19 protein-coding genes are annotated in these 21,696 nt (G+C 42.7%); 1 reads left to right on the top strand and 18 read right to left on the bottom strand.

The window, feature by feature from the left end:
• Positions 1-322: 322 nt before the first annotated feature.
• The 9 genes from TR08_RS03885 to TR08_RS03925 all read right to left on the bottom strand — a co-directional run bounded on the left by TR08_RS03885 (position 323) and on the right by TR08_RS03925 (position 8,532).
• Positions 323-778 carry a hypothetical protein gene (locus TR08_RS03885; protein ID WP_045515908.1) on the bottom strand — a complete coding sequence of 152 codons (456 nt, stop codon included), beginning with the start codon at positions 776-778 and terminating at the stop codon, positions 323-325.
• A 109-nt stretch (positions 779-887) separates the two neighbouring features.
• The gene (locus TR08_RS03890; protein WP_045515909.1) at positions 888-1,499 is read right to left on the bottom strand and encodes a thymidine kinase; all 612 of its coding nucleotides are present in this window, start codon (positions 1,497-1,499) and stop codon (positions 888-890) included.
• Between the two features lie 118 nt (positions 1,500-1,617).
• Complete coding sequence (gene rpmE, locus TR08_RS03895; RefSeq protein ID WP_045515911.1) at positions 1,618-1,839, bottom strand: 50S ribosomal protein L31; 222 nt, start codon at positions 1,837-1,839, stop codon at positions 1,618-1,620.
• A 291-nt stretch (positions 1,840-2,130) separates the two neighbouring features.
• Positions 2,131-3,396 carry a transcription termination factor Rho gene (rho, locus tag TR08_RS03900; protein WP_045515914.1) on the bottom strand — a complete coding sequence of 422 codons (1,266 nt, stop codon included), beginning with the start codon at positions 3,394-3,396 and terminating at the stop codon, positions 2,131-2,133.
• Positions 3,397-3,666: 270 nt separating this feature from the next.
• Positions 3,667-4,629: a class II fructose-bisphosphatase gene (gene glpX, locus TR08_RS03905; RefSeq protein WP_045515916.1), complete on the bottom strand. Its 963-nt coding sequence runs from the start codon at positions 4,627-4,629 to the stop codon at positions 3,667-3,669.
• 89 nt (positions 4,630-4,718) lie between these two features.
• Positions 4,719-6,008, bottom strand: a complete 1,290-nt coding sequence (locus TR08_RS03910) for a UDP-N-acetylglucosamine 1-carboxyvinyltransferase (protein WP_045515918.1) — start codon at positions 6,006-6,008, stop codon at positions 4,719-4,721.
• Between the two features lie 192 nt (positions 6,009-6,200).
• Positions 6,201-6,848, bottom strand: coding sequence for a fructose-6-phosphate aldolase (gene fsa, locus TR08_RS03915; protein ID WP_045515919.1), 648 nt, complete (start codon positions 6,846-6,848; stop codon positions 6,201-6,203).
• Positions 6,849-7,071: 223 nt separating this feature from the next.
• Entirely contained in the window at positions 7,072-7,929 is an 858-nt protein-coding gene (locus TR08_RS03920) for a class II fructose-bisphosphate aldolase (protein ID WP_045515920.1), read from the bottom strand.
• Positions 7,930-8,160: 231 nt separating this feature from the next.
• Positions 8,161-8,532 (bottom strand): response regulator, encoded by a 372-nt coding sequence (locus TR08_RS03925; protein WP_045515921.1) that lies wholly within the window; start codon positions 8,530-8,532, stop codon positions 8,161-8,163.
• 168 nt (positions 8,533-8,700) lie between these two features.
• Between TR08_RS03925 and TR08_RS03930 the strand changes: the two genes are divergently transcribed.
• On the top strand, positions 8,701-9,198 hold the full coding sequence (locus TR08_RS03930) for a DUF2529 domain-containing protein (protein WP_045515923.1): 498 nt from the start codon (positions 8,701-8,703) through the stop codon (positions 9,196-9,198).
• Positions 9,199-9,433: 235 nt separating this feature from the next.
• Here TR08_RS03930 and TR08_RS03940 read toward each other — a convergent pair whose 3' ends face one another.
• The 9 genes from TR08_RS03940 to TR08_RS03980 form a co-directional block, all read right to left on the bottom strand.
• Positions 9,434-11,029 (bottom strand): CTP synthase, encoded by a 1,596-nt coding sequence (locus TR08_RS03940; RefSeq protein WP_045515927.1) that lies wholly within the window; start codon positions 11,027-11,029, stop codon positions 9,434-9,436.
• Positions 11,030-11,272: 243 nt separating this feature from the next.
• The gene (gene rpoE, locus TR08_RS03945; RefSeq protein WP_045515929.1) at positions 11,273-11,851 is read right to left on the bottom strand and encodes a DNA-directed RNA polymerase subunit delta; all 579 of its coding nucleotides are present in this window, start codon (positions 11,849-11,851) and stop codon (positions 11,273-11,275) included.
• Positions 11,852-12,125: 274 nt separating this feature from the next.
• A complete protein-coding gene (locus tag TR08_RS32360; protein ID WP_045515931.1) occupies positions 12,126-12,305 on the bottom strand; it encodes a hypothetical protein in 180 nt (59 codons plus the stop codon).
• A gap of 249 nt (positions 12,306-12,554) precedes the next feature.
• Complete coding sequence (gene icmF / locus TR08_RS03955; RefSeq protein WP_045515933.1) at positions 12,555-15,821, bottom strand: fused isobutyryl-CoA mutase/GTPase IcmF; 3,267 nt, start codon at positions 15,819-15,821, stop codon at positions 12,555-12,557.
• Positions 15,822-15,871: 50 nt separating this feature from the next.
• A complete protein-coding gene (locus TR08_RS03960) occupies positions 15,872-16,528 on the bottom strand; it encodes a TetR/AcrR family transcriptional regulator (protein WP_045515935.1) in 657 nt (218 codons plus the stop codon).
• A gap of 267 nt (positions 16,529-16,795) precedes the next feature.
• Entirely contained in the window at positions 16,796-17,935 is a 1,140-nt protein-coding gene (locus tag TR08_RS03965; protein ID WP_045515937.1) for an acyl-CoA dehydrogenase, read from the bottom strand.
• A 240-nt stretch (positions 17,936-18,175) separates the two neighbouring features.
• Complete coding sequence (locus TR08_RS03970; RefSeq protein ID WP_045515940.1) at positions 18,176-19,306, bottom strand: acyl-CoA dehydrogenase; 1,131 nt, start codon at positions 19,304-19,306, stop codon at positions 18,176-18,178.
• Between the two features lie 15 nt (positions 19,307-19,321).
• Positions 19,322-20,173 (bottom strand): 3-hydroxybutyryl-CoA dehydrogenase, encoded by an 852-nt coding sequence (locus tag TR08_RS03975; protein ID WP_045515942.1) that lies wholly within the window; start codon positions 20,171-20,173, stop codon positions 19,322-19,324.
• A 201-nt stretch (positions 20,174-20,374) separates the two neighbouring features.
• Positions 20,375-21,562: an acetyl-CoA C-acetyltransferase gene (locus TR08_RS03980; RefSeq protein ID WP_045515944.1), complete on the bottom strand. Its 1,188-nt coding sequence runs from the start codon at positions 21,560-21,562 to the stop codon at positions 20,375-20,377.
• Positions 21,563-21,696: the final 134 nt, after the last annotated feature.

Genomic DNA, 21,696 nt, shown 5'->3' on the forward strand with positions numbered 1-21,696 from the left:
GTCACTAGGCACACTCTTGTGACCACTTCTATGGATTCCTATCTTACTTTTGGTCACTAGGCACACTCTTGTGACCACTTCTATGGATTTCGAGCTTACTTTTGGTCACAAGACGCACTCTTGTTACCACTTCTATATATTCCGAGCTTACTTTTGGTCACAAGACGCACTCTTGTGACCACTTCTATGAATTTCGAGCTTACTTTTGGTCACACGGCACACTCTTGTGACCACTTCTATGGATTTCGAGCCTACTTTTGGTCACAGCGGCTTTTCGAAGTAATTTCATTGTCAAAAAAACATGCCCTGTAGCCAGAGCATGTTATTGTTCTCTTATTTCAATGGTATAGCGAGGCAGTGCCTGTTCTAGTTTTGTGCGAAGCTTGACGATAGCATCGTTTTGTTCTTTGCCATCGTGCTTGCCGCGAGTATCTACCGTTACCGTCATCCGATCCCCTGCATTGTTGATCCAAATTGATTCCGATCGAAAATCAGCCGTACTATTTACAATATCTCTAGCGACGTCTATATCTCTGCCAGTATTGTTTCTATTTGAGGCGTCATTCAAACTTGTTCCTCTCAAATTAAGGAAGTTAGGATTTTGGTCAGACATAGGACCCATGTCGCTGTCCGGGCGGTTATTGGCTCTGTTGGACATATAATTCGGATTCATCGTGTCTTTTTTTAAATCGTAGGCGGTATTTTGAGTGTCATTTCCTTTCATACATGCCGATAGCATGAGAACAACAAATAACGAAAAAAACATCCACTTTTTCAAAGTAATGCACCTCCTACAACTATCATTCCCATGGAGGTGCAGAACACTTCTAGTAAGATTCTTCCAAACATTAAAAAATCGTACGAGACTAGAGCCTCGTACGATCCTTTTATTTAACCGCAGGTTCTTGTGTGCGGCAGGATGCTGTTTTAGGTACCTCATGATGGTGACGGCAGCGTGGCTCGTATGCTTCTGAAGCACCTACTAAGATAACGGGATCATGATAGGATGCTGGTCTTCCGTCGATTAAACGCTGTGTCCGGCTTGAAGGCGATCCACAAACACTGCAGACGGCTTGGAGCTTTGTTACAGATTCCGCAATCGCCATCAATGCTGGCATTTGCCCGAAAGGCTCGCCGCGGAAATCCATATCAAGACCGGCAACGACCACGCGATGACCACTATCAGCAAGCTGCTGAACGACCCTCACAATCCCTTCATCGAAAAATTGTACCTCATCGATGGCAATGATATCGATATCCGCCTCTACATGGTGTAAAATCTCAATCGAATGGGAAATGGGCTTCGCATGAAAAGAGTTGCCATTATGAGAAACGACAGATTGTTCGCTATAGCGATTGTCAATTTTCGGTTTGAAAACAGCTATTTTTTGTTTAGCAAATTGAGCCCGTCTGACTCGACGAATCAATTCCTCTGATTTTCCTGAAAACATACTGCCGCAAATAACCTCAACCCATCCGAGTTGCTTCATTAAATACATAAATCGGCGTCTCCTTCCTATGTACGAAACCTTCTACATCTATATTTTTAACATTCAACATGTTTTATTCAATGAAAAAACAGGCAAGTAAGTTTCTGCTTGCCTGTTTTGTGAGCGATTATTGTTGTTGTGCGTTTGGATCTTTAAGGCCGTATTTTTTGTTGAAACGGTCTACACGTCCACCAGCTTCAGCGAATTTTTGACGACCAGTATAGAATGGATGACATTCTGAACAAGTTTCAACACGAATTTCTTTTTTAACTGAACCAGTTTCAAAAGTGTTTCCGCATGCACAAGTCACCTGTACCATTTTATAATTTGGATGAATTCCTGCTTTCATTCTTTTCATCTCCTTCCGCCCTGAATCATTCGAAACAGAGTTATATAAATGCCTGTCTTAAAAACAAGCACCAAATACTAAAAACACACTGCAACTATTATAACAAGGTGAACCTGTTTTGGCAAGTTGGGTTTTTATGGTTTTATGTTAGTTGATTAGAGCTCCAGGCACTTCGCTTTCCGCAGGCGGTCCGGGAAGCCTCCTCGGCGCTAAAGCGCCTGTGGGGTCTCCCCTGCCCCGTCCTCCTGCAGGAGTCTCGCGCCTTCCGCTCCAATCAACTTAATTGAAAACTTATGATCTTCTTGATTTTAGTTCTTCCCCAATTTGTGCGAAAAACTCTTCGTTGGATTTTGTCTGTTTTAATTTTTTCAAGAAACGCTCGGCGAAATCTGGTGAATCGGACATCGATTTTCTGATTGCCCATAGCTTGTCCAGATGATCCTTTGGAAGAAGCAGCTCTTCTTTCCTTGTACCAGAGCGACGAATATCAAGCGCAGGGAATATACGGCGTTCTGCAAGTTGACGATCCAGATGCAGTTCCATATTACCTGTACCTTTAAATTCTTCATAAATAACATCGTCCATACGTGAACCTGTATCCACCAACGCTGTCGCAAGGATCGTTAAGCTTCCGCCTTCTTCAATGTTCCTTGCTGCCCCGAAGAAACGCTTAGGGCGGTGGAAAGCTGCTGGGTCGATACCACCAGAAAGTGTCCGTCCGCTTGGCGGGATCACTAAGTTATACGCCCGAGCCAAACGCGTGATGCTGTCCATTAAAATAACGACATCTCGTTTATGCTCCACTAAACGCATCGCGCGGTCAAGGACAAGCTCTGCCACTTTAATATGGTTTTCTGGTACCTCATCAAACGTGGAGCTGACAACGTCACCAGCAACCGAGCGCTCGATGTCGGTAACTTCTTCAGGACGCTCATCGATTAAGAGCACGATTAATTCCACTTCTGGGTGATTAGTGGTAATGCTGTTGGCAATTTCCTTTAACAGCATTGTTTTCCCTGCCTTTGGAGGCGCAACAATTAAGCCCCTTTGTCCAAACCCAACTGGAGCAACTACATCCATAATTCTTGTAGAGATATGTTTTGGAGTGGTTTCGAGTTTCATATGTCTATTTGGATAGAGAGGAGTTAATGCTGGGAAGTGAACACGTTCTTTTGCTGATTCTGGGTCTTCACCGTTAACTGCTTCTACATGTAAAAGTCCGTAATAACGTTCATTTTCTTTTGGAGGTCGAACCTTACCGGATACTTTATCCCCATTTCGAAGATCGAAACGACGGATTTGCGATGCAGAGATATAAATGTCTTCAGAACTTGGCGAATAGTTGATTGGTCGTAAAAATCCAAATCCTTCCGATTGGATAATTTCCAGTACGCCTTCCATGAAAAAGTAACCCTGCTGCTCAGCACGTGATTTTAAAATGGCGAAAATAAGTTCTTTTTTCGATAACTTACTGTAGTAGGTTACTTTAAATTCGCGCGCAAGCTCATAAAGCTCTTTCAGCTTCATGTTTTCTAAACTTGATATAGTTAATTCCATAGTACACCACACTTTAAAATTTTTACTCTATTCCGTTACCGGAGTTACCTAATCGTATAATAGAGGACTTCTGATTACAATAAAAGAGGAAAAGTAGAATTGAATAGAATAGCAGAATCTTTTTGTTAATAAAACACTTTCTATTGTACCCTTTGTTTAAAAAATTAATCAACTGGAAATTTTCTATTTGCGGGGGATAATAGATTTATCATGGAGATAAGAGACTAGAATCAAGATCTAGTCTCTTATATAAGTATTTGCTATATAATTTTATCTAATCACTAAATTCGGTTTCTTTTTCAAGCTGTGACGCCCTTCAACAAAACGAACCGTTCCTGATTTGGCACGCATAACGATGGAATGGGTAGAACCGTAAGAACCCTTAAATTGGACACCGCGCAGTAGCTCTCCGTCTGTTACACCAGTAGCAGCGAAAATAGCGTCGTCTCCTTTAACAAGGTCTTCCATGCGAAGCACCTTATTGACGTCTAGTCCCATTTTCAAACAGCGCTCTAATTCGGCATCACTTTGAGGGAGCAATTTACCGATGATTTCACCGCCAAGACATTTTAGGGCAACAGCTGAGATGACGCCTTCCGGTGCACCGCCAGAGCCGAATAAAATGTCAACGCCTGTGTTATCAAAAGCAGTATTAATGGCACCCGCGACATCGCCATCATTGATCAATTTAATCCTTGCGCCCGCTTCACGGAGCTGTGCAATGATATGCTCATGACGTGGTCGGTTTAAAACGGTAGCCACTACATCCTCGATATCCTTGTTTTTTGCTTTCGCAACAGCTTTTAGATTATCGAGAACAGAAGCGTTGATATCAATAAGACCTACTGCTTCAGGACCGACTGCGATTTTTTCCATATACATGTCAGGTGCATGAAGCAGGTTGCCATTGTCAGCAATCGCTAAAACGGCTAAAGCGTTCCACCCGCCTGCGGCTAAAATATTTGTACCTTCAAGTGGATCAACAGCTACATCGACACGAGGTCCGAATCCAGTACCAAGTTTTTCACCGATATAAAGCATTGGGGCCTCGTCCATCTCGCCTTCACCAATAACAACCGTTCCCTTCATCGGGATCGTGTCAAACACATCACGCATTGCTGAGGTTGCAGCACCGTCCGCTTCATCTTTTTTCCCGCGTCCCATCCAGCGTGCAGAAGCAAGTGCAGCTGCTTCCGTTACGCGGACAAGCTCCATTGATAGACTTCTCTCCATGTTCTCAATCCCCCAATTTTCTATTATACCTTTACTTGACAGCGTCAATATAATTAGTATAACAGATTTAGTGAATTAGTATAGCTAATTTACGTATTCTTTAACTGTTCTACTTCATCTTTTGATAATGCTTCACGCCAAACGGTTGCACCGAGCCCATTTAACTTTTCAACAAGCTGGCTATACCCCCGGTCAATATGCTCGAGACCTGTCACTTCCGTGATTCCCTCTGCCATTAGACCAGCAATGAACAACGCTGCTCCCGCTCTTAAATCACTTGCCTTTACTTTTGCACCTTGAAGCTTTAAAGGTCCGCTAATAATAGCTGAGCGGCCTTCCACTTTAATGTTGGCATTCATTCTTCTTAATTCATCAATATGCTTAAAACGGGCACCATAAATAGTATCAGTTACAACGCTAGAACCCATTGCTCTCGTTAAGAGTGTGGTAAATGGCTGCTGCAAATCGGTTGGGAAACCAGGATAAACGAGTGTTTTGATATCAACAGACTTCAACTTATCTGAACTGCTGACAAACACCTGGTCGTTCCCGGTTTCAATTTGAACTCCCATTTCTCTAAGCTTGGCAATCAACGATTCTAAATGCTGTGGAATGACATTATCGATTAATACACCTTCACCAACCGCAGCACCTAAAATCATATAGGTTCCTGCCTCAATTCGGTCGGGAATAATCGTATGACGGCACCCATGGAGACTATCGACTCCATCAATCCGAATGACATCCGTTCCTGCACCCTTTATTTTCGCACCCATGTTTGTTAGAAGGGTTGCCACATCAATAATTTCTGGTTCTTTTGCAGCGTTTTCAATAACTGTCCGACCTTTAGCTCGTACCGCTGCTAACATGATATTAATCGTTGCTCCAACGCTGACAACATCTAGATAAATACGTGCGCCACGAAGCTCGTCCGCACGCAAATAAATAGCTCCCTGCTCATTTGTTACCTGAGCACCAAGTGCTTCAAATCCTTTAATATGCTGATCAATTGGTCGTGGTCCAAGATGACATCCACCCGGTAAACCGATGACGGCCTTTTTAAAACGACCAAGCATCGCCCCCATGAGATAGTAAGATGCACGCAGCTTCTTCACTTTTCCGTTTGGCAATGGCATTGAAATCATCGTCGATGGGTCAACCGTCATATCAAAATCATCCGAAAGTTCAACTTTACCGCCAATTTCTTCTAGCAGGTCCTTCAAAATCTCCACATCGGAAATATCCGGCAGTCCTTCTATTGTTACCGGTGATTCTGCTAAAATGGTTGCTGGTATTAACGCAACTGCACTATTTTTTGCACCACTTATTCTTACGGTTCCCTTAAGCGGATACCCGCCCGCAATTTTAAGTTTTTCCATATTCGACTCCCTTCTACGCCATTGGGATGGACTGTGATCCTTTATTAATCAACTAAATGATAAACCATTCGCCTTTAGGTAATTATTTCCAATAGCAAATTCCATAATCCGACAACTTGTCTATCATCTAGTTTACACCAATAAATTATTTTCATGTATCAATATCAAAAAAAGTTTTAAAAAATGGAAAATTTAGGCGTTACGACCTTCCCAATCCTTTAAGAATGCTTCAATACCCTTGTCTGTTAATGGGTGATGGAACAATCCGATTAATACTTTGTAAGGAATCGTAGCGATATGTGCTCCTCTTAGAGCTGCTTCTGTAACGTGAATTGGATTACGGATTGACGCTGCAATGATTTCAGATTCAATTCCGTGAACTGCGAAGATGTCTGCCACTTGAGAGATTAGGTCTAAGCCGTTTTGACCGATATCATCTAGTCTGCCGAGGAAAGGAGATACGTAAGAAGCTCCTGCTCTTGCAGCAAGGAGTGCCTGATTTGCATTAAAAATTAACGTAACATTGGTTTTAATACCTGCTTCTGAAAAAGCGTGGCAAGCCTTTAAACCATCTGGAGTCATTGGAACTTTAACCGTAATATTTGGAGCAATCGCTGCAAGCTCTTTTCCTTCTCTAATCATGCCTTCTGCATCGAGGGCAATAACCTCAGCACTTACAGAACCAGGAACAAGCGCTGCAATTTCTCTAATGCGATCATGGAATGATACACCTTTTTCTCTTGCAACAAGTGATGGGTTTGTTGTTACTCCTGCTAATAAACCAAGCTCATGTACTTCGCGAATTTCTTCTAAATTAGCTGTATCGATAAAAAATTTCATGTGGTTTCCCCTCCATATTTCCCGACAAGTTTCGTCAATATTCAAATTTTTCTTTACAGTTTGAAACCGCCCACTCGTAAAGGGGCGGTTTCAAATTTACTACCAATGTACCAAACAATGGATAGTATTTTCAAGAGGACAATGTCCTCTAGTATTAAAATTATGTCTAGCTCCAGGGGCTCGGGGTCATAAGCCCCTGTGCAAGGCGCTTCTGTTTTTCGTTTTACGCTCTGCCTGCTGAACCGAATTCGCGCATTTTGCCAATTACAGTTGCTTTGATCGCATCGCGAGCTGGGCCTAAGTATTTACGTGGATCATACTCTTCTGGCTTAGCTGCTAATGTTTCACGAACCGCTTTAGCAGATGCAATTTGGTTTTCAGTATTTACGTTAATTTTTGCTGTTCCAAGAGAAATTGATTTTTGGATATCATGTGTTGGAATACCAGTCCCACCATGAAGTACTAACGGAAGTCCAGTTGCTTGTCCGATCGCTTCCATTTCAGGGTAACCAAGCTTTGGCTCACCTTTGTAAGGTCCGTGTACAGAGCCTAATGCAGGTGCAAGGCAGTCAATACCTGTGCGTTTAACAAGCTCTTCACACTCTTTAGGATCTGCGTAAATAACGCCTTCAGCGACAACATCGTCTTCCTGTCCGCCAACTGTTCCTAATTCTGCTTCAACAGAAACACCTTTTGAATGAGCGTATTCCACTACTTTAGAAGTAGTTGCTACGTTTTCTTCAAATGGATGATGAGAAGCGTCAATCATTACAGACGTGAAGCCTGCATCAATTGCTTCTTTACATTTTTCAAAGCTTGAACCGTGGTCCAAGTGGATTGCAACAGGAACAGTAATTTTGTAATCCTCTAATAAACCTTCTACCATTTTAACAACAGTTTTAAAGCCGCCCATGTATCGAGCTGCCCCTTCAGAAACACCAAGAATAACAGGTGATTTTTCAGCTTCTGCTGCTTGTAAAATAGCTTGAGTAAATTCTAGGTTATTTAAGTTGAACTGCCCAACTGCGTAGCCTTCTGCTTTCGCCTTGATGAGCATTTCTTTCATTGAAACTAAAGGCATTTTATTTCCTCCTTGGTATAGGTTTATATCTCCTCGAATTAGGGCTTTCCTCTTTAAGGATTTCCTACCATTTTACTGATTATGTATACTCGAGAAAGATAAATGGACCAGTAAAAGTTCATAAGTATCATACCAAACAGAATCGTAAAATTCCATTAAAGATGACGAGTTTTTTCAATGTTCACAATGAAAGCGGCACCAGTTTTCGACAATTATTTTTTTAAAAAATAGTTAATTTGCTTTTTGAGGTATATGTTTCCTTACGGCCGCACGGATATCATCAATATCAAACGGCTTCGCGAAATGAGTGATTGCTCCAAGATTTCTCGCTTCCTGAATCATATCCAGTTCACCGTAAGCCGTCATAATAATAACGCGAATATCTGGGTCAATAACTTTCATTCTTTTTAAAATTTCAATACCATCCATACCCGGTATTTTCATATCCAATAGGACGAGATCAGGGTCATGCTTCGTAACAATATCCAGTGCCTGTATTCCATTTGCTGCTTGGAAGGTTTGATACCCTTCCTTTGAGAATACCTCATTTAATAAAATCCGGATCCCAAATTGATCGTCAACAATTAAAATTTTCTCCTTCATAACACACCTCTTCCACCCTATTTTTATTTATATATTTAAACCCTATATCTTCCACTAGATAATCTTCGACATTTCTTTTAAATATCCTCTATTTCGCTAGAGGTATTTTATGGTAATTGTCTTTTATTTTCAAAAGGCTATAATAACGTTGTGAAGGAGGGGTTTTACTTGTTAAAAATGTTCACGACCCAATTGACTGGATTGTTTAAAAGGATTGTAGAAAAAGAAGAGTTTTCCTTTGAGGACGGTGCCCGCCTGCTCGCCCAAGGTCAGAATATTTATCTTTTGGGGTTTCGGGAAATGAAGGCTGTTGAGTTTGAGGCTTTAGAAGGTGCTGAACCATTAAAAGGTGCGTCATCGAAAGTTGATGCTGCAACCAATGCCGACAGGGTGCTGCTGTTTACTCGGACCTCTGCTGATCAAGATGCGATAGAGCTAGCATTGAAGCTTCAGGAAAAAGAGATTCCATTTGTGGCCGTATCTACATCGGTTCCGGATGGTAAACTTGCAGAGTTGGCAGATGTACATATCAATCTACAGCTGACAAAGGGCCTGTTGCCAGACGATTTCGGAAATCGTTACGGCTATCCGTCCTCGATGGCTGCATTGTATGTTTATTATGGCTTAAAATTTACGATTGATGAAATATTAGAGGAATATGAATGATGATGAACGGCCTTGATGGGGTCGTTTTTTTGTTTTGGACTTTTTTAAGGGGTTTTGGACCTTTTTAGATAGGTTTTGGACCTTTTTCTTAGGGTTTTGGACTTTTTTTAATAGGTTTTGGACTTTTTTCAATAGGTTTTGAACTTTTTTCAATAGGTTCTGGACTATTATACATTTTTTGGAAACCCCAACCATAAAAAAACCAGTCCTCCCTAAAGAGAACTGGCCCACTATCTTATTTTTGCAATGTTGCTTTAATAAAGTCACGGAAAAGCGGCTGTGGACGAGTTGGTCTTGAGACAAATTCCGGATGGAACTGAGACGCAACAAACCATGGATGGTCTTTAAGCTCAATAATCTCCACTAGGCGGCCATCTGGGCTAGTCCCAGAGAAAATAAAGCCTGCTTCTTCCATTTCTTGACGGTAATGATTGTTAAACTCATAACGGTGACGGTGACGCTCATAAATCACTTCATCCTCATAAGCTTCAAACGCTTTGGTTCCTTCGATTAAACGGCATGGGTAAAGACCAAGTCTTAAGGTTCCGCCTAAATCCTCTACGTCCTTTTGCTCTGGAAGTAAATCGATGATTGGGTGCTTGGTTTCAGGTACAAACTCTGCAGAATGCGCATCCTGATAGCCAAGTACGTGGCGTGCATATTCAATCGTAGCCAGCTGCATTCCTAAGCAAATGCCAAGGAAAGGCTTTTTCGTTTCACGAGCATAACGGGTTGCTTCGATTTTCCCTTCGATTCCACGGTCACCAAACCCACCAGGAACAAGGATTCCGTCTACGTCACGCAGAAGCTCATCAACGTTTTCTGCCGTAACATGTTCAGCATTAATCCACTTAATTTCTACTTCGGAGTCAAACGCATATCCTGCATGCTTCATTGCTTCGACAACAGAAATATACGCATCCTGAAGTTCAACATATTTCCCTACAAGACCGATGCGTGTTTTGTTAGATAGGTTAAGAACCTTATCCACAAGAGCATTCCATTCTGTCATTTCTGGTTCCGGCGTTGATAATTTCAAGTGGTCACAAACAATTTGATCCATGTGCTGCTCTTGCAGCGCCAATGGAATCGAATAAAGGGTATCAGCATCCCTACATTCAATGACCGCTTTCTCATCGATATCACAGAACAAAGCAATTTTATCCTTCATATCCTGTGAAATCGGCATTTCGGTTCGAACTACAATGATGTTTGGCTGAATCCCAAGGCTGCGCAGCTCTTTCACACTGTGCTGTGTTGGCTTAGTTTTCATTTCACCTGCTGCTTTAATGTAAGGTACCAATGTACAGTGAATGTACATGACATTATCGCGGCCAATGTCACTTTTAATCTGACGAATGGCTTCAAGGAATGGAAGTGACTCGATATCGCCTACCGTTCCGCCAATTTCAGTGATAACAACATCCGCATTTGTTTCTTTGCCAGCACGGAAAACACGATCTTTAATTTCATTGGTAATGTGCGGAATAACCTGAACGGTTCCACCTAAATAATCGCCGCGGCGTTCTTTGCGTAAAACAGTAGAATAGATTTTCCCAGTTGTCACGTTGCTGTATTTATTTAAATTAATATCAATAAAGCGCTCATAGTGGCCTAAGTCTAAATCCGTTTCAGCACCGTCATCCGTTACGAACACTTCACCATGCTGATACGGGCTCATCGTTCCAGGGTCCACGTTAATATACGGATCAAATTTTTGAATCGTAACGTTTAATCCGCGGTTTTTCAATAAACGGCCTAAAGAGGCTGCGGTAATTCCTTTTCCCAGCGATGAAACTACACCGCCTGTTACAAAAATATACTTAGTCATAAAATAATCCTCCTCTAATTCAGTTTGTGCAATCCACAGTTGTTTAAGGCTTCTTTTATAAAATTTTTTTTATTAAGAAAGAAGTCTGGCCATTACACCAAAGAGCTTTGTATCATTTCTTCGAAAAAATAAAAAAGCACCCCGCATACGTAATGTAAGGGAGCGCTTATTAGCTAATATGATCCGTTCCTTTTTAAAGGAGCCCAAAAAAGATTGTACTTGTGCAGAAATAAAAAGTCAAGCCTATAATAGGTCGTCTTCATCCTCTGCATCTAAATCTTCTTCATCCTCATCGAGATCCTCGTCAAGGTCTTCTTCGTCATCAAGCTCGAATTCATCATCATCCTCGATGACATCTTCATCTTCGTCTAAATCATCGACATCGTCGAGATCATCAAGAAGATCGTCATCATCGTCGTCAAGGAGATCATCTTCATCGGCAAAATCATCAAGCTCATCATAATCTTCTTCAATTTCATCGAAATCTTCAAGTTCGTCTTCATCGACAACCTTTTTCGCCTTTTTCTTCTTAGGTTTAATAACGGTGACGACTTCTTCCTCCGCTGTATCCACTGGATACCAAACGCGAAGTCCCCAGCGGTTTTCGCCTAATGAGAGAAAACGACCATCGATATTTATGTCAGTATAGAATTGCGCAATTCTCGATCTAATTTGAGCCTCAGTCAGCTCAGTAGCTGCAGCAATTTCAACAATTAATTGGTTGAAGGCAATTGGCTGCTTGCTGTTTTTTAGAAATTCATACGCCATCTCAATGAGGGATAACTCTTTTAATTGCTCTTTTGAGTAACCTTGTAAACTCAATATCGGCACTTCCTTTCTCTATTTAACACTCTATAAAATGAGTGATAACGGGCTTAAAACTATGTCTTGTCTAGCGCAAGCAGCCTAGGGGCTCGGGGTCATAAGCCAATCCGTCAAAAAGGTTAAAAAACAACCTTTCCGCCGGCTCGTCTTATGCCTGTCGCCCCTGTTCAAGGCGCTTCCGCTTTTCTCGTATTTTGACATATTCTTCATTATAAACAATATTCTCCCGTTTATGCTAGTTCTATCTATTGTTTTGCTTGATTTTTTCCGGCTATGGCTGGGTATCATCAGGTTTTTTCTCTTTTTTTAGCATTTTCAGCTCTTTCATAGCCATTAAAAAGAAGAAAATAGCCAACACAAGAAAGGAGATTGCCCCTAATTGATGTTGATAGAGATAGTATAGCGGCCAGGCTACAATTATTAAAAACAAAAACCTATAATTTATCTTCATGTGTCAACACCAGCCCCGGGATCCATTGATGTATGCCCATCTATTATATAAGAAAAAGAACCAATATTAGTACTTGTTAAAAAAATTATTTTTACATAAAAAACAATGGCTTAAAAGCTTTTGCTTTCTAAGCCATTGTTATATATATTTTATCTAGCTGCAGCGCCCCTGAACACTAAGGAATGCTTCCTAGAATAATCCTCGCAGGAACAAGCTGTGCTTGTTCCGAAGGCGCTTCCGCTTTTCGATTTACATATTCCTACGGTATTGCCCGCCTACTTCATACAGTGCTTTTGTAATTTGTCCTAGGCTGGCTACTTTTACAGTTTCCATTAATTCAGCAAAAATATTTTCGTTATTTACAGCTGCTGCTTTTAACCGCTCTAATGCTTTACCGGTTTCAACTGCATGTGCAAGTTGGAAGGCACGTAAGTTGTGAATTTGTAATTCCTTTTCCTCATTGGAAGCACGAGCCAGCTCCATGCTGTTGATGTCTTCCTCAGACGGAGGATTTGGATTTAAATACGTATTCACACCAATAATTGGCAGCTCACCAGTATGCTTCTTCATTTCATAGTACATCGATTCATCTTGAATTTTTCCGCGTTGATACTGGGTTTCCATTGAACCAAGAACACCGCCGCGGTCGTTTAAGCGTTCAAATTCTTGAAGAACCGCCTCTTCCACAAGGTCCGTTAATTCTTCGACAATAAATGAACCCTGGAGTGGATTTTCATTTTTCGTTAAACCATGCTCTTTTGTAATAATCATTTGAATCGCCATCGCACGGCGAACCGATTCTTCTGTCGGTGTCGTAATTGCTTCGTCATATGCATTGGTATGAAGTGAATTACAATTATCCTGCAAGGCCATCAATGCCTGAAGAGTGGTACGGATATCATTAAAGTCGATTTCTTGCGCATGTAATGAACGACCAGATGTTTGAACATGGTACTTCAGCTTTTGGCTGCGCTCGCTCGCACCATATTTATCACGCATAACGGTTGCCCAAATACGGCGAGCCACCCGGCCAATAACGGTATATTCAGGATCCAAGCCATTAGAGAAGAAGAATGATAAGTTCGGTGCAAAATCATCAATTTTCATCCCGCGGCTTAAATAATACTCCACATAGGTAAAACCGTTTGAAAGCGTAAATGCCAGCTGCGAAATTGGATTAGCGCCTGCCTCGGCAATATGATAGCCAGAGATAGAAACCGAATAATAGTTGCGCACCTGCTGGTCGATGAAATACTGTTGAATATCGCCCATCATCCGCAATGCAAACTCTGTTGAAAAAATACATGTGTTTTGACCTTGGTCTTCTTTTAGAATATCCGCTTGCACCGTACCACGCACAGTTTTCAACGTATAGGCCTTCACTTGGGCAAATTCCTCGACCGTTAACACGCGCCCAAGCTCCGCTTCTTTTTCCTTCACCTGCTGATCAATCGCCGTATTCATGAACATCGCTAAAATAATCGGTGCTGGACCATTAATCGTCATCGATACCGACGTGGATGGATGACAAAGATTAAAGCCGTCATAAAGCTTTTTCATATCATCAAGCGTACAAACGTTAACGCCGCTTTCGCCAATTTTTCCGAAGATATCAGGACGATAATCCGGATCCTCTCCATACAATGTCACCGAGTCAAATGCGGTACTTAAACGTTTTGCCGTATCATCCTTTGATAAATAGTGGAAACGGCGATTCGTTCTTTCCGGCGTACCTTCCCCAGCAAATTGCCGTTTAGGATCTTCCCCTTCACGCTTGAACGGGAACACTCCGGCTGTATATGGATACGAACCCGGTACATTCTCTCGATACACCCAGCTTAGTATTTCACCGTAATCTTTGTATCTTGGTAAAACTACCTTCGGAATATCGATTCCAGAAAGGCTCTTAGTTTTTAAAACCGTAATGATTTCTTTGTCACGAATTCTTGTAACAAATTTATCAGCCTGATATGCAGCCTTTGTTTTCTCCCAACTGTCGAGAATTTTTTTCGACTCTGGTGTTAATTTCTCTTCCGTTGCTTGCTTGATACTTTCTAGAGAAGCAAGGACTTCACCATTTGCTTCTGTCTCTTTGACCGCTGCAATCGCCCCTTCAAGCTGGAATAATTTCCGGGCAATATTTGCTTGCTCTTCAGCCTTTTGATGATATCGGCGGACTGTCTCCGATATTTCCCGGAGGTAATAACGTCGATCGGTTGGAATAATCACATTTTGCTTTTCTACTAACGCAAATTTCGTAAAAGAAGTGACCCAATCGGTACCCGTTTTTTCATTTACTTTTTCAACTAACGCCGCAAATAGCGCATTGGTACCAGGATCATTAAACTGGCTCGCTATCGTGCCGTATACTGGCATTTCACTTGTGTCTTTTTCAAACAACAAATGACTGCGCTGGTATTGCTTTTGAACCTGACGGCGTGCATCCTCAGAGCCCTTGCGCTCAAATTTATTGATAACAATTAAGTCTGCAAAGTCAATCATATCAATCTTTTCAAGCTGTGAAGGTGCCCCGAATTCACTGGTCATTACGTAAAGGGAAACGTCACAAATCTCCGTAATTTCTGCATCACCCTGACCGATTCCACTCGTTTCCACGATCACAAGGTCAAACCCTGCAGCCTTCACGACCGAAACCGCGTCTTTAATTGCCAAAGAAAGCTCCGATTTCGAAGATCTTGTTGCAAGGCTTCGCATATAAACATTTGGATTAAAGATCGCATTCATCCGAATTCGGTCGCCTAAAAGAGCGCCGCCAGTTTTTTGCTTCGTCGGGTCAACGGATAGAACCGCTACTTTTTTATCTGGCAGTTCATTGATAAAACGGCGGATCAATTCATCCGTTAGAGAGCTTTTACCGGCACCACCCGTACCTGTGATTCCGACAACAGGAATGTCCTTTGTTAAGGATTTTACTTTTTCAAGCAGGCTTTCCGCAGCAGCTGCCGCTTCCCGGTTGCTATCAACATGAAGCTCGGCAAGGGTAATCAATTTTGAAATCGCATTGACATTACCAGTTGGCAGCTTTTCAATGTCCTCAGCATGGTCAGCCGAAACCGTTGGAAAATCGCACTCCTCCAGCATCCGGTTAATCATTCCTTGAAGACCCAGCTTCCTACCGTCCTCAGGTGAAAAAATCCAGGCAATCCCGTAATCATGCAGCTCCTGTATCTCGCGCGGAATAATAACACCGCCACCGCCGCCATAAATGCGGATGTTGGGTGCCCCCTTCTCCTTCAGTAAATCGTACATATACTTAAAATATTCAACATGACCGCCCTGATAAGAAGAAATCGCAATTCCCTGCGCGTCCTCATGAATCGCCGCATTGACAACCTCTTCAACCGAACGGTTATGACCAAGATGGATGACCTCGGCTCCGCTCGCTTGAAGAATTCTCCTCATAATATTAATCGAAGCGTCGTGACCATCAAACAAACTGGACGCCGTTACAAAACGAATATGGTGCTTCGGTTGATAAACCTCCGTTGTACTCATATTTCTCCCCCTTTGTTTTGAAAAATAAACCTTTCATCCTTTTCCCACGTTTATTTCGTTATGGACCTTTTTTTCTGCACCTGACTGATCCCGTTAATTCCCGAAAACAAATACTCTGTTTGCAATTCAATATACTCTTCTAATGTAAATAACTTTTGCAATGTCCAACGGCGGAAGCTCCACATTTGTCCCTCTACAATAATTGTGTGTGAAAGAATTTTTACTTGTTTTTCGGTTAAGTTCAATTCCCCATTTTCCACACACAGAGTGATAAGTTTTTCAAACATCGACGCCATCTCATTTTCCTTTTTCAACACATATGGAAGGGCATCCTTGGTAAGCGATTTCGCCTCTTGATACATGACCAATACTTCCGCCTGCATTTCATCAATAACCCGAAAATAATTGGCGACTCCATGCTTCAAGCTTTCTATCGTGGCCTGCTTATCCTCAAGTTCCTGCTGAAGCCGCGCGCTCACGTTGTCATAGATACTATCACAAACCAGATAAAGAACGTCCTCCTTCGTACGGATATATTCGTATAACGTCCCAATGCTAAAACCCGCTGCTTTCGCAATTTCCCTTGTCGTCGTCCGATGGAACCCTTTTTCTTTAAAAAGTGATACGGCCCCTTTGATCATCTGATCCCGTCTTCTTTGTACAAGGCGTTCATCTTTAACTGAAGCCTGCACTTCACGCTTATTCATCTCTTTTTACCGCCTTTATTAAAGTACAAAAGATATTAATTTTGAACTTCGAAAACTGTCTAGCGCAAGCGTCCCAGCGACTAGTGTACTTCGCCCTGCTCCCTATGCTAAGTCAACATCGAATCGCTATGCTCTTCGTGTTTCCTTTACCTCAGTCGAAGGACTCCACAAGGAACGCTTCGGCAGGGTAGGCATCGCACGAAGGAAAAGCGTTAGCTTTTCCGAGGAGTCCATACGTCGCTGAACGACCGCTTCCGCTTTTCGATGTTACTTAGTTATCGTCCTAGAAATAACGAGGCGCTGGATTTCTTGAGTTCCTTCATAAATTTGCGTGATTTTTGCATCGCGCATAAATCTCTCGACTGGATAATCCTTTGTATACCCATACCCGCCAAATACCTGTACCGCTTCCGTTGTAACCTTCATCGCCGTGTCGCCAGCGAATAGTTTTGACATCGCAGATTCTTTGCCGTACGGCAGACCCTGCGACTCGAGCCACGCTGCTTGATAGGTTAATAGTCTTGCTGCTTCAATATTTGTTGCCATATCGGCAAGCTTGAAGCCGATTCCTTGGTTAGCGGCAATTGGCTTTCCAAACTGCTGACGTTCTTTTGAATAGTCGACCGCAGCGTCAAGCGCACCCTGTGCAATTCCGACCGCCTGCGCAGCGATGCCGTTCCGGCCGCCATCAAGCGTCATCATCGCAATTTTAAAGCCTTCGCCTTCTTCACCCAATCTGTTGGCAACTGGCACTTTGCAATCTTCAAAGATAATTTCCGTTGTCGGTGAGGAACGAATGCCGAGTTTCTTTTCTTTTTTCCCAACTGAGAATCCTGGGAAGTCGCTTTCAACGATGAATGCGGTAGTGCCTTTTTGTCTGCTAGATGGATCAGTTATCGCGAACACGACATAAATGTCGGCAACCCCGCCGTTGGTAATGAAAATTTTGGAACCGTTGAGGACATAGTGGTCTCCTTCAAGTCTTGCTGTTGTTCTCGTCCCGCCAGCGTCTGAGCCGCTGCCTGGTTCTGTTAAACCGTAGGCACCGATTTTAGTGCCTTCCGCCATCGGACGAAGGTATTGTTGCTTTTGCTCTTCAGAACCGAATTTAAAAATAGGCCAGCCCGCTAATGAGGTGTGTGCGGATAAAGTGACACCCGTTGATGCGCAAACGCGGGACAGCTCTTCAATCGCAATACAATACGCAAGGTAATCGCTTCCGATACCGCCGTACTCTTCCGGCCACGGAATCCCTGTTAAGCCAAGCTCCGCCATTTTGTCAAAAATCTCACGGTCAAAACGCTCTTCCTCGTCACGCTCAGCTGCTGTTGGTGCTACCTCATTTCTAGCAAAATCCCGAACCATTTTCCGAATCATTTCATGTTCTTCAGATAAGCGAAAATTCATTTTATACATCCTCCTCAAGGTAATTTCTCTTTAAACCGTACAGTTTTTTCGAAAAACCATACAGTTCCTACAAAAAACCGTACAGTTCCTACAAAAAACCGTACAGTTTCTACAATTAGCTTGGATATCTACACAATTCAGTCCGATATCTACAAAAATTGCACAGGTATCTACACAAGTCTCACAGATATCTACACAAATCTCACAGATATCTACATATTCCATTGACTTATCTACAAACTAAAGATATTTACTAATCACTATCCGTTGAATCTCACTGGTTCCCTCATAAATCTCCGTCACTTTTGCATCGCGGAAGTAGCGCTCGACTGGGTAGTCCTCTGTATAGCCATATCCACCAAACACCTGAATCGCTTCTATTGCGGTTTCAACCGCGGTTTTCGATGCAAATAGTTTTGCAATCGAGGCTTCCATTCCGCACTTCATTCCTTGTGCACGTAAATCGGCTGCACGATAGAGTAATAGTCTCGCAGCTTCAACATTTGTAGCCATATCCGCCAATTTAAAGCCAATTCCTTGTTGTGCAGCAATTGGCTTCCCAAATTGTTGACGTTCTTTTGCGTAATTGACCGCTGCACCTAGTGCTGCTTCTGCAATCCCAAGCGCTTGTGCGGCAATCCCGATTCTTCCGACATCCAGGTTCGCCATCGCAATTTTAAAGCCTTCTCCCTCTTGACCCAGAAGGTTTTCAACCGGTACTATCATGTCTTCAAAAGTAAGCTGAACTGTTCTCGAGCCATGGAGTCCCATTTTATGTTCATCCTTGCCAATCACAAGGCCAGGTGAATTTTTTTCCACAATAAATGCCGAGATTCCTTTGCTGCCTAATTCAGGATTGGTTGAAGCAAATACGATGTAAACATCTGCTTCACCGCCATTGGTGATAAACATCTTCGAGCCGTTGATCACATAATGGCCATCCTTCTTTACCGCGCGTGATTTCATGCTTTTTGCATCCGATCCTGAGCCCGCCTCCGTTAAGCAAAAAGCCGCCAAATACTCTCCTGATGCCAGCTTTGGTAAAAATCGTTGCTTCTGTTCATCCGAACCAAAATACAAAATTGGATTGGTTCCAACAGATGTATGGACAGACAGGATCACGCCGACAGTCGCACTAACTCTTGAAATTTCGTTAATCGCGATGATGTAAGAGACAAAATCCATCTCAGCACCGCCGTATTTTTCAGGAACCGGTATCCCCATCAAACCAAGTTCACCCATTTTACGAAGAATTTCCCGAGGAAATTCGCCCTTTTCCATCCGCTCGACAAACGGGGCAATTTCGTTTTCCGCAAAATCGCGAACCATTTTACGCATCATTTCTTGCTCTTCTGAAAATCTAAGATTCATAGTTTCATCTCCAAATTATTCGTAAGTGTAGAAGCCTCGACCTGATTTCTTGCCAAGCCAGCCAGCTTTAACGTACTTGCGCAGCAATGGGCATGGACGGTACTTGGTATCACCAAAGCCTTCGTGCAGGGTTTCCATAATATAAAGACACGTATCGAGTCCGATAAAATCTGCTAAAGTTAACGGTCCCATTGGGTGGTTCATCCCAAGCTTCATCACTTCATCAATCGCTTCCTTCGTTGCGACACCCTCATACAGTGTATAAATCGCCTCATTGATCATCGGCATCAGAATTCGATTCGCAACAAATCCAGGGAAATCATTGACTTCAACTGGAACCTTGCTTAACGTCTTTGTCATATCTTCAATCACTTGGTAGACCTCATCCGCTGTTGCTAAGCCGCGGATGATCTCCACTAGTTTCATAACAGGTACCGGATTCATAAAGTGCATACCAATTACTTGTTCCGGACGTTTCGTTGCAGCCGCAATTTCTGTGATTGGCAGTGATGACGTATTGCTCGCCAAAATCGCATGTGCTGGCGCAATTTCATCTAACTGCGCAAAGATTTTTGTTTTGATTTCCATATTTTCAACCGCTGCTTCAATGACGAGGTCGACCGCACGGGCATCATTCAGGTCAGTCGAAGCTGTAATGTGATTAAGGACTTCTTGTTTTTGCTCCTCCGTCATTCTGCCTTTATCCACATGACGAGATAGATTTTTGCTGATTACCCCTAAGCCACGCTCCACAAATTCAGGCTTTATATCGTTCAGCAATACGAGGTACCCAGCCTGTGCACAAACCTGAGCAATCCCGGACCCCATTTGACCAGCTCCGATTACCATAATCTTTTCTACCTTCATTACATCCCCTCCAATTGGGGTTTGAAATACGTTCAAACCCCTTTTTTAAAAATAATCCCTATCTAGTTCTTTCAACGTTTTTGAGTTATGGAATTTTTCCAGGGTCTTTTGGACACTTTTTTTGTCCATTTGGATATTTTTCAACCTATTATGAACATTTTTTTGACCCTTTTGGACAATTAGACATTTTATGGAAACACCTTAAGCTCTAGGAACCTCGATCATGACCGCATCACCTTGACCGCCGCCGCTGCAGATGGCCGCAATCCCAATACCGCCTCCACGACGTTTCAGCTCATGCATTAACGTGATAATAATTCTAGCCCCGCTTGCTCCGATAGGATGACCCAATGCGACCGCACCGCCATTTACATTGACCTTTTCTGGATCAAGATTAGCAATTTTTCCACTTGCTAACGCAACGGCTGAAAAGGCTTCATTGATTTCAAATAAGTCGATTTCTTCTACGGTTTTACCTGTCTTTTTCAATAAGCTGTTGATGACAAGTCCTGGTGTTAATGGAAAATCCTTTGCTTCCACGGCTACCGCTGCATGACCTAAGATAACCGCTTCCGGCTTCCGACCTTCGCGTAACGCTCTTTCTTCACTCATTAATATGAGGGCTGCCGCACCGTCATTGACTCCAGGTGCATTTCCTGCGGTGATGGTTCCGTCAGAATTAAACACTGGTGCTAATTTTGAAAGTCTTTCAATTGAGGTGTCTTTTCGTGGTGATTCATCATGCCCTACTACAGCCGGAGCCCCTTTACGCTGCGGGACGGTGACAGGCACGATTTCCTCTGCAAAAATTCCGCCTTCGATTGCGGCAATTGCCCGCTTATGACTTCTTAAAGCCCACTCATCCTGAGCTTCTCGGCTGATTTCCATTTCTTTTGCTGCCCGATTTCCGTATGTTCCCATATGAACCCCTGTGAAGCTGCAGTTTAAGCCGTCATGAATCATTAAATCCTTCACAGATGAATCGCCCATTTTCAAGCCCCAGCGTGCTTTTGGTAAAATATATGGGGCATTACTCATCGATTCCATGCCGCCTGCAACAATCAAATCCTCGTCACCCGCGCGGATAATTTGATCCCCTAACGTAACACTGCGCATTCCAGATGCACAAACTTTATTGATGGTTTCTGTTTTCACTTCCCATGCAAGGCCAGCCTCTCTTGCTGCCTGCCGCGATGGAATTTGTCCCTGACCGCCTTGTAAAACCGTACCTAGAATAACCTCCTGCACGTCTTCAGGATTAACCCCTGCACGTGTGATCGCTTCTTTGACAGCAATCCCTCCGAGTTGTGCTGCAGTAAGGCTGCTAAGTGCTCCGCCAAACTTTCCAAAAGGTGTTCTTACCCCGCTCAAAATAACTGTTCTTCCCATCCAAAGCACTCTCCCTTTTTTCATTCTTTATCCCTTTAGTTGACTGAACGCTCGCTCGATTTCCAGCTAAAAAAATATGGAAATGTAAGCGTTTTATTATCCACTATCTATTTTACATAAAAAAGTGCAGAAGT

This window comes from Neobacillus niacini (assembly GCF_000759675.1).
Classification (GTDB): Bacteria; Bacillota; Bacilli; order Bacillales; family Cytobacillaceae; genus Neobacillus; species Neobacillus niacini_A.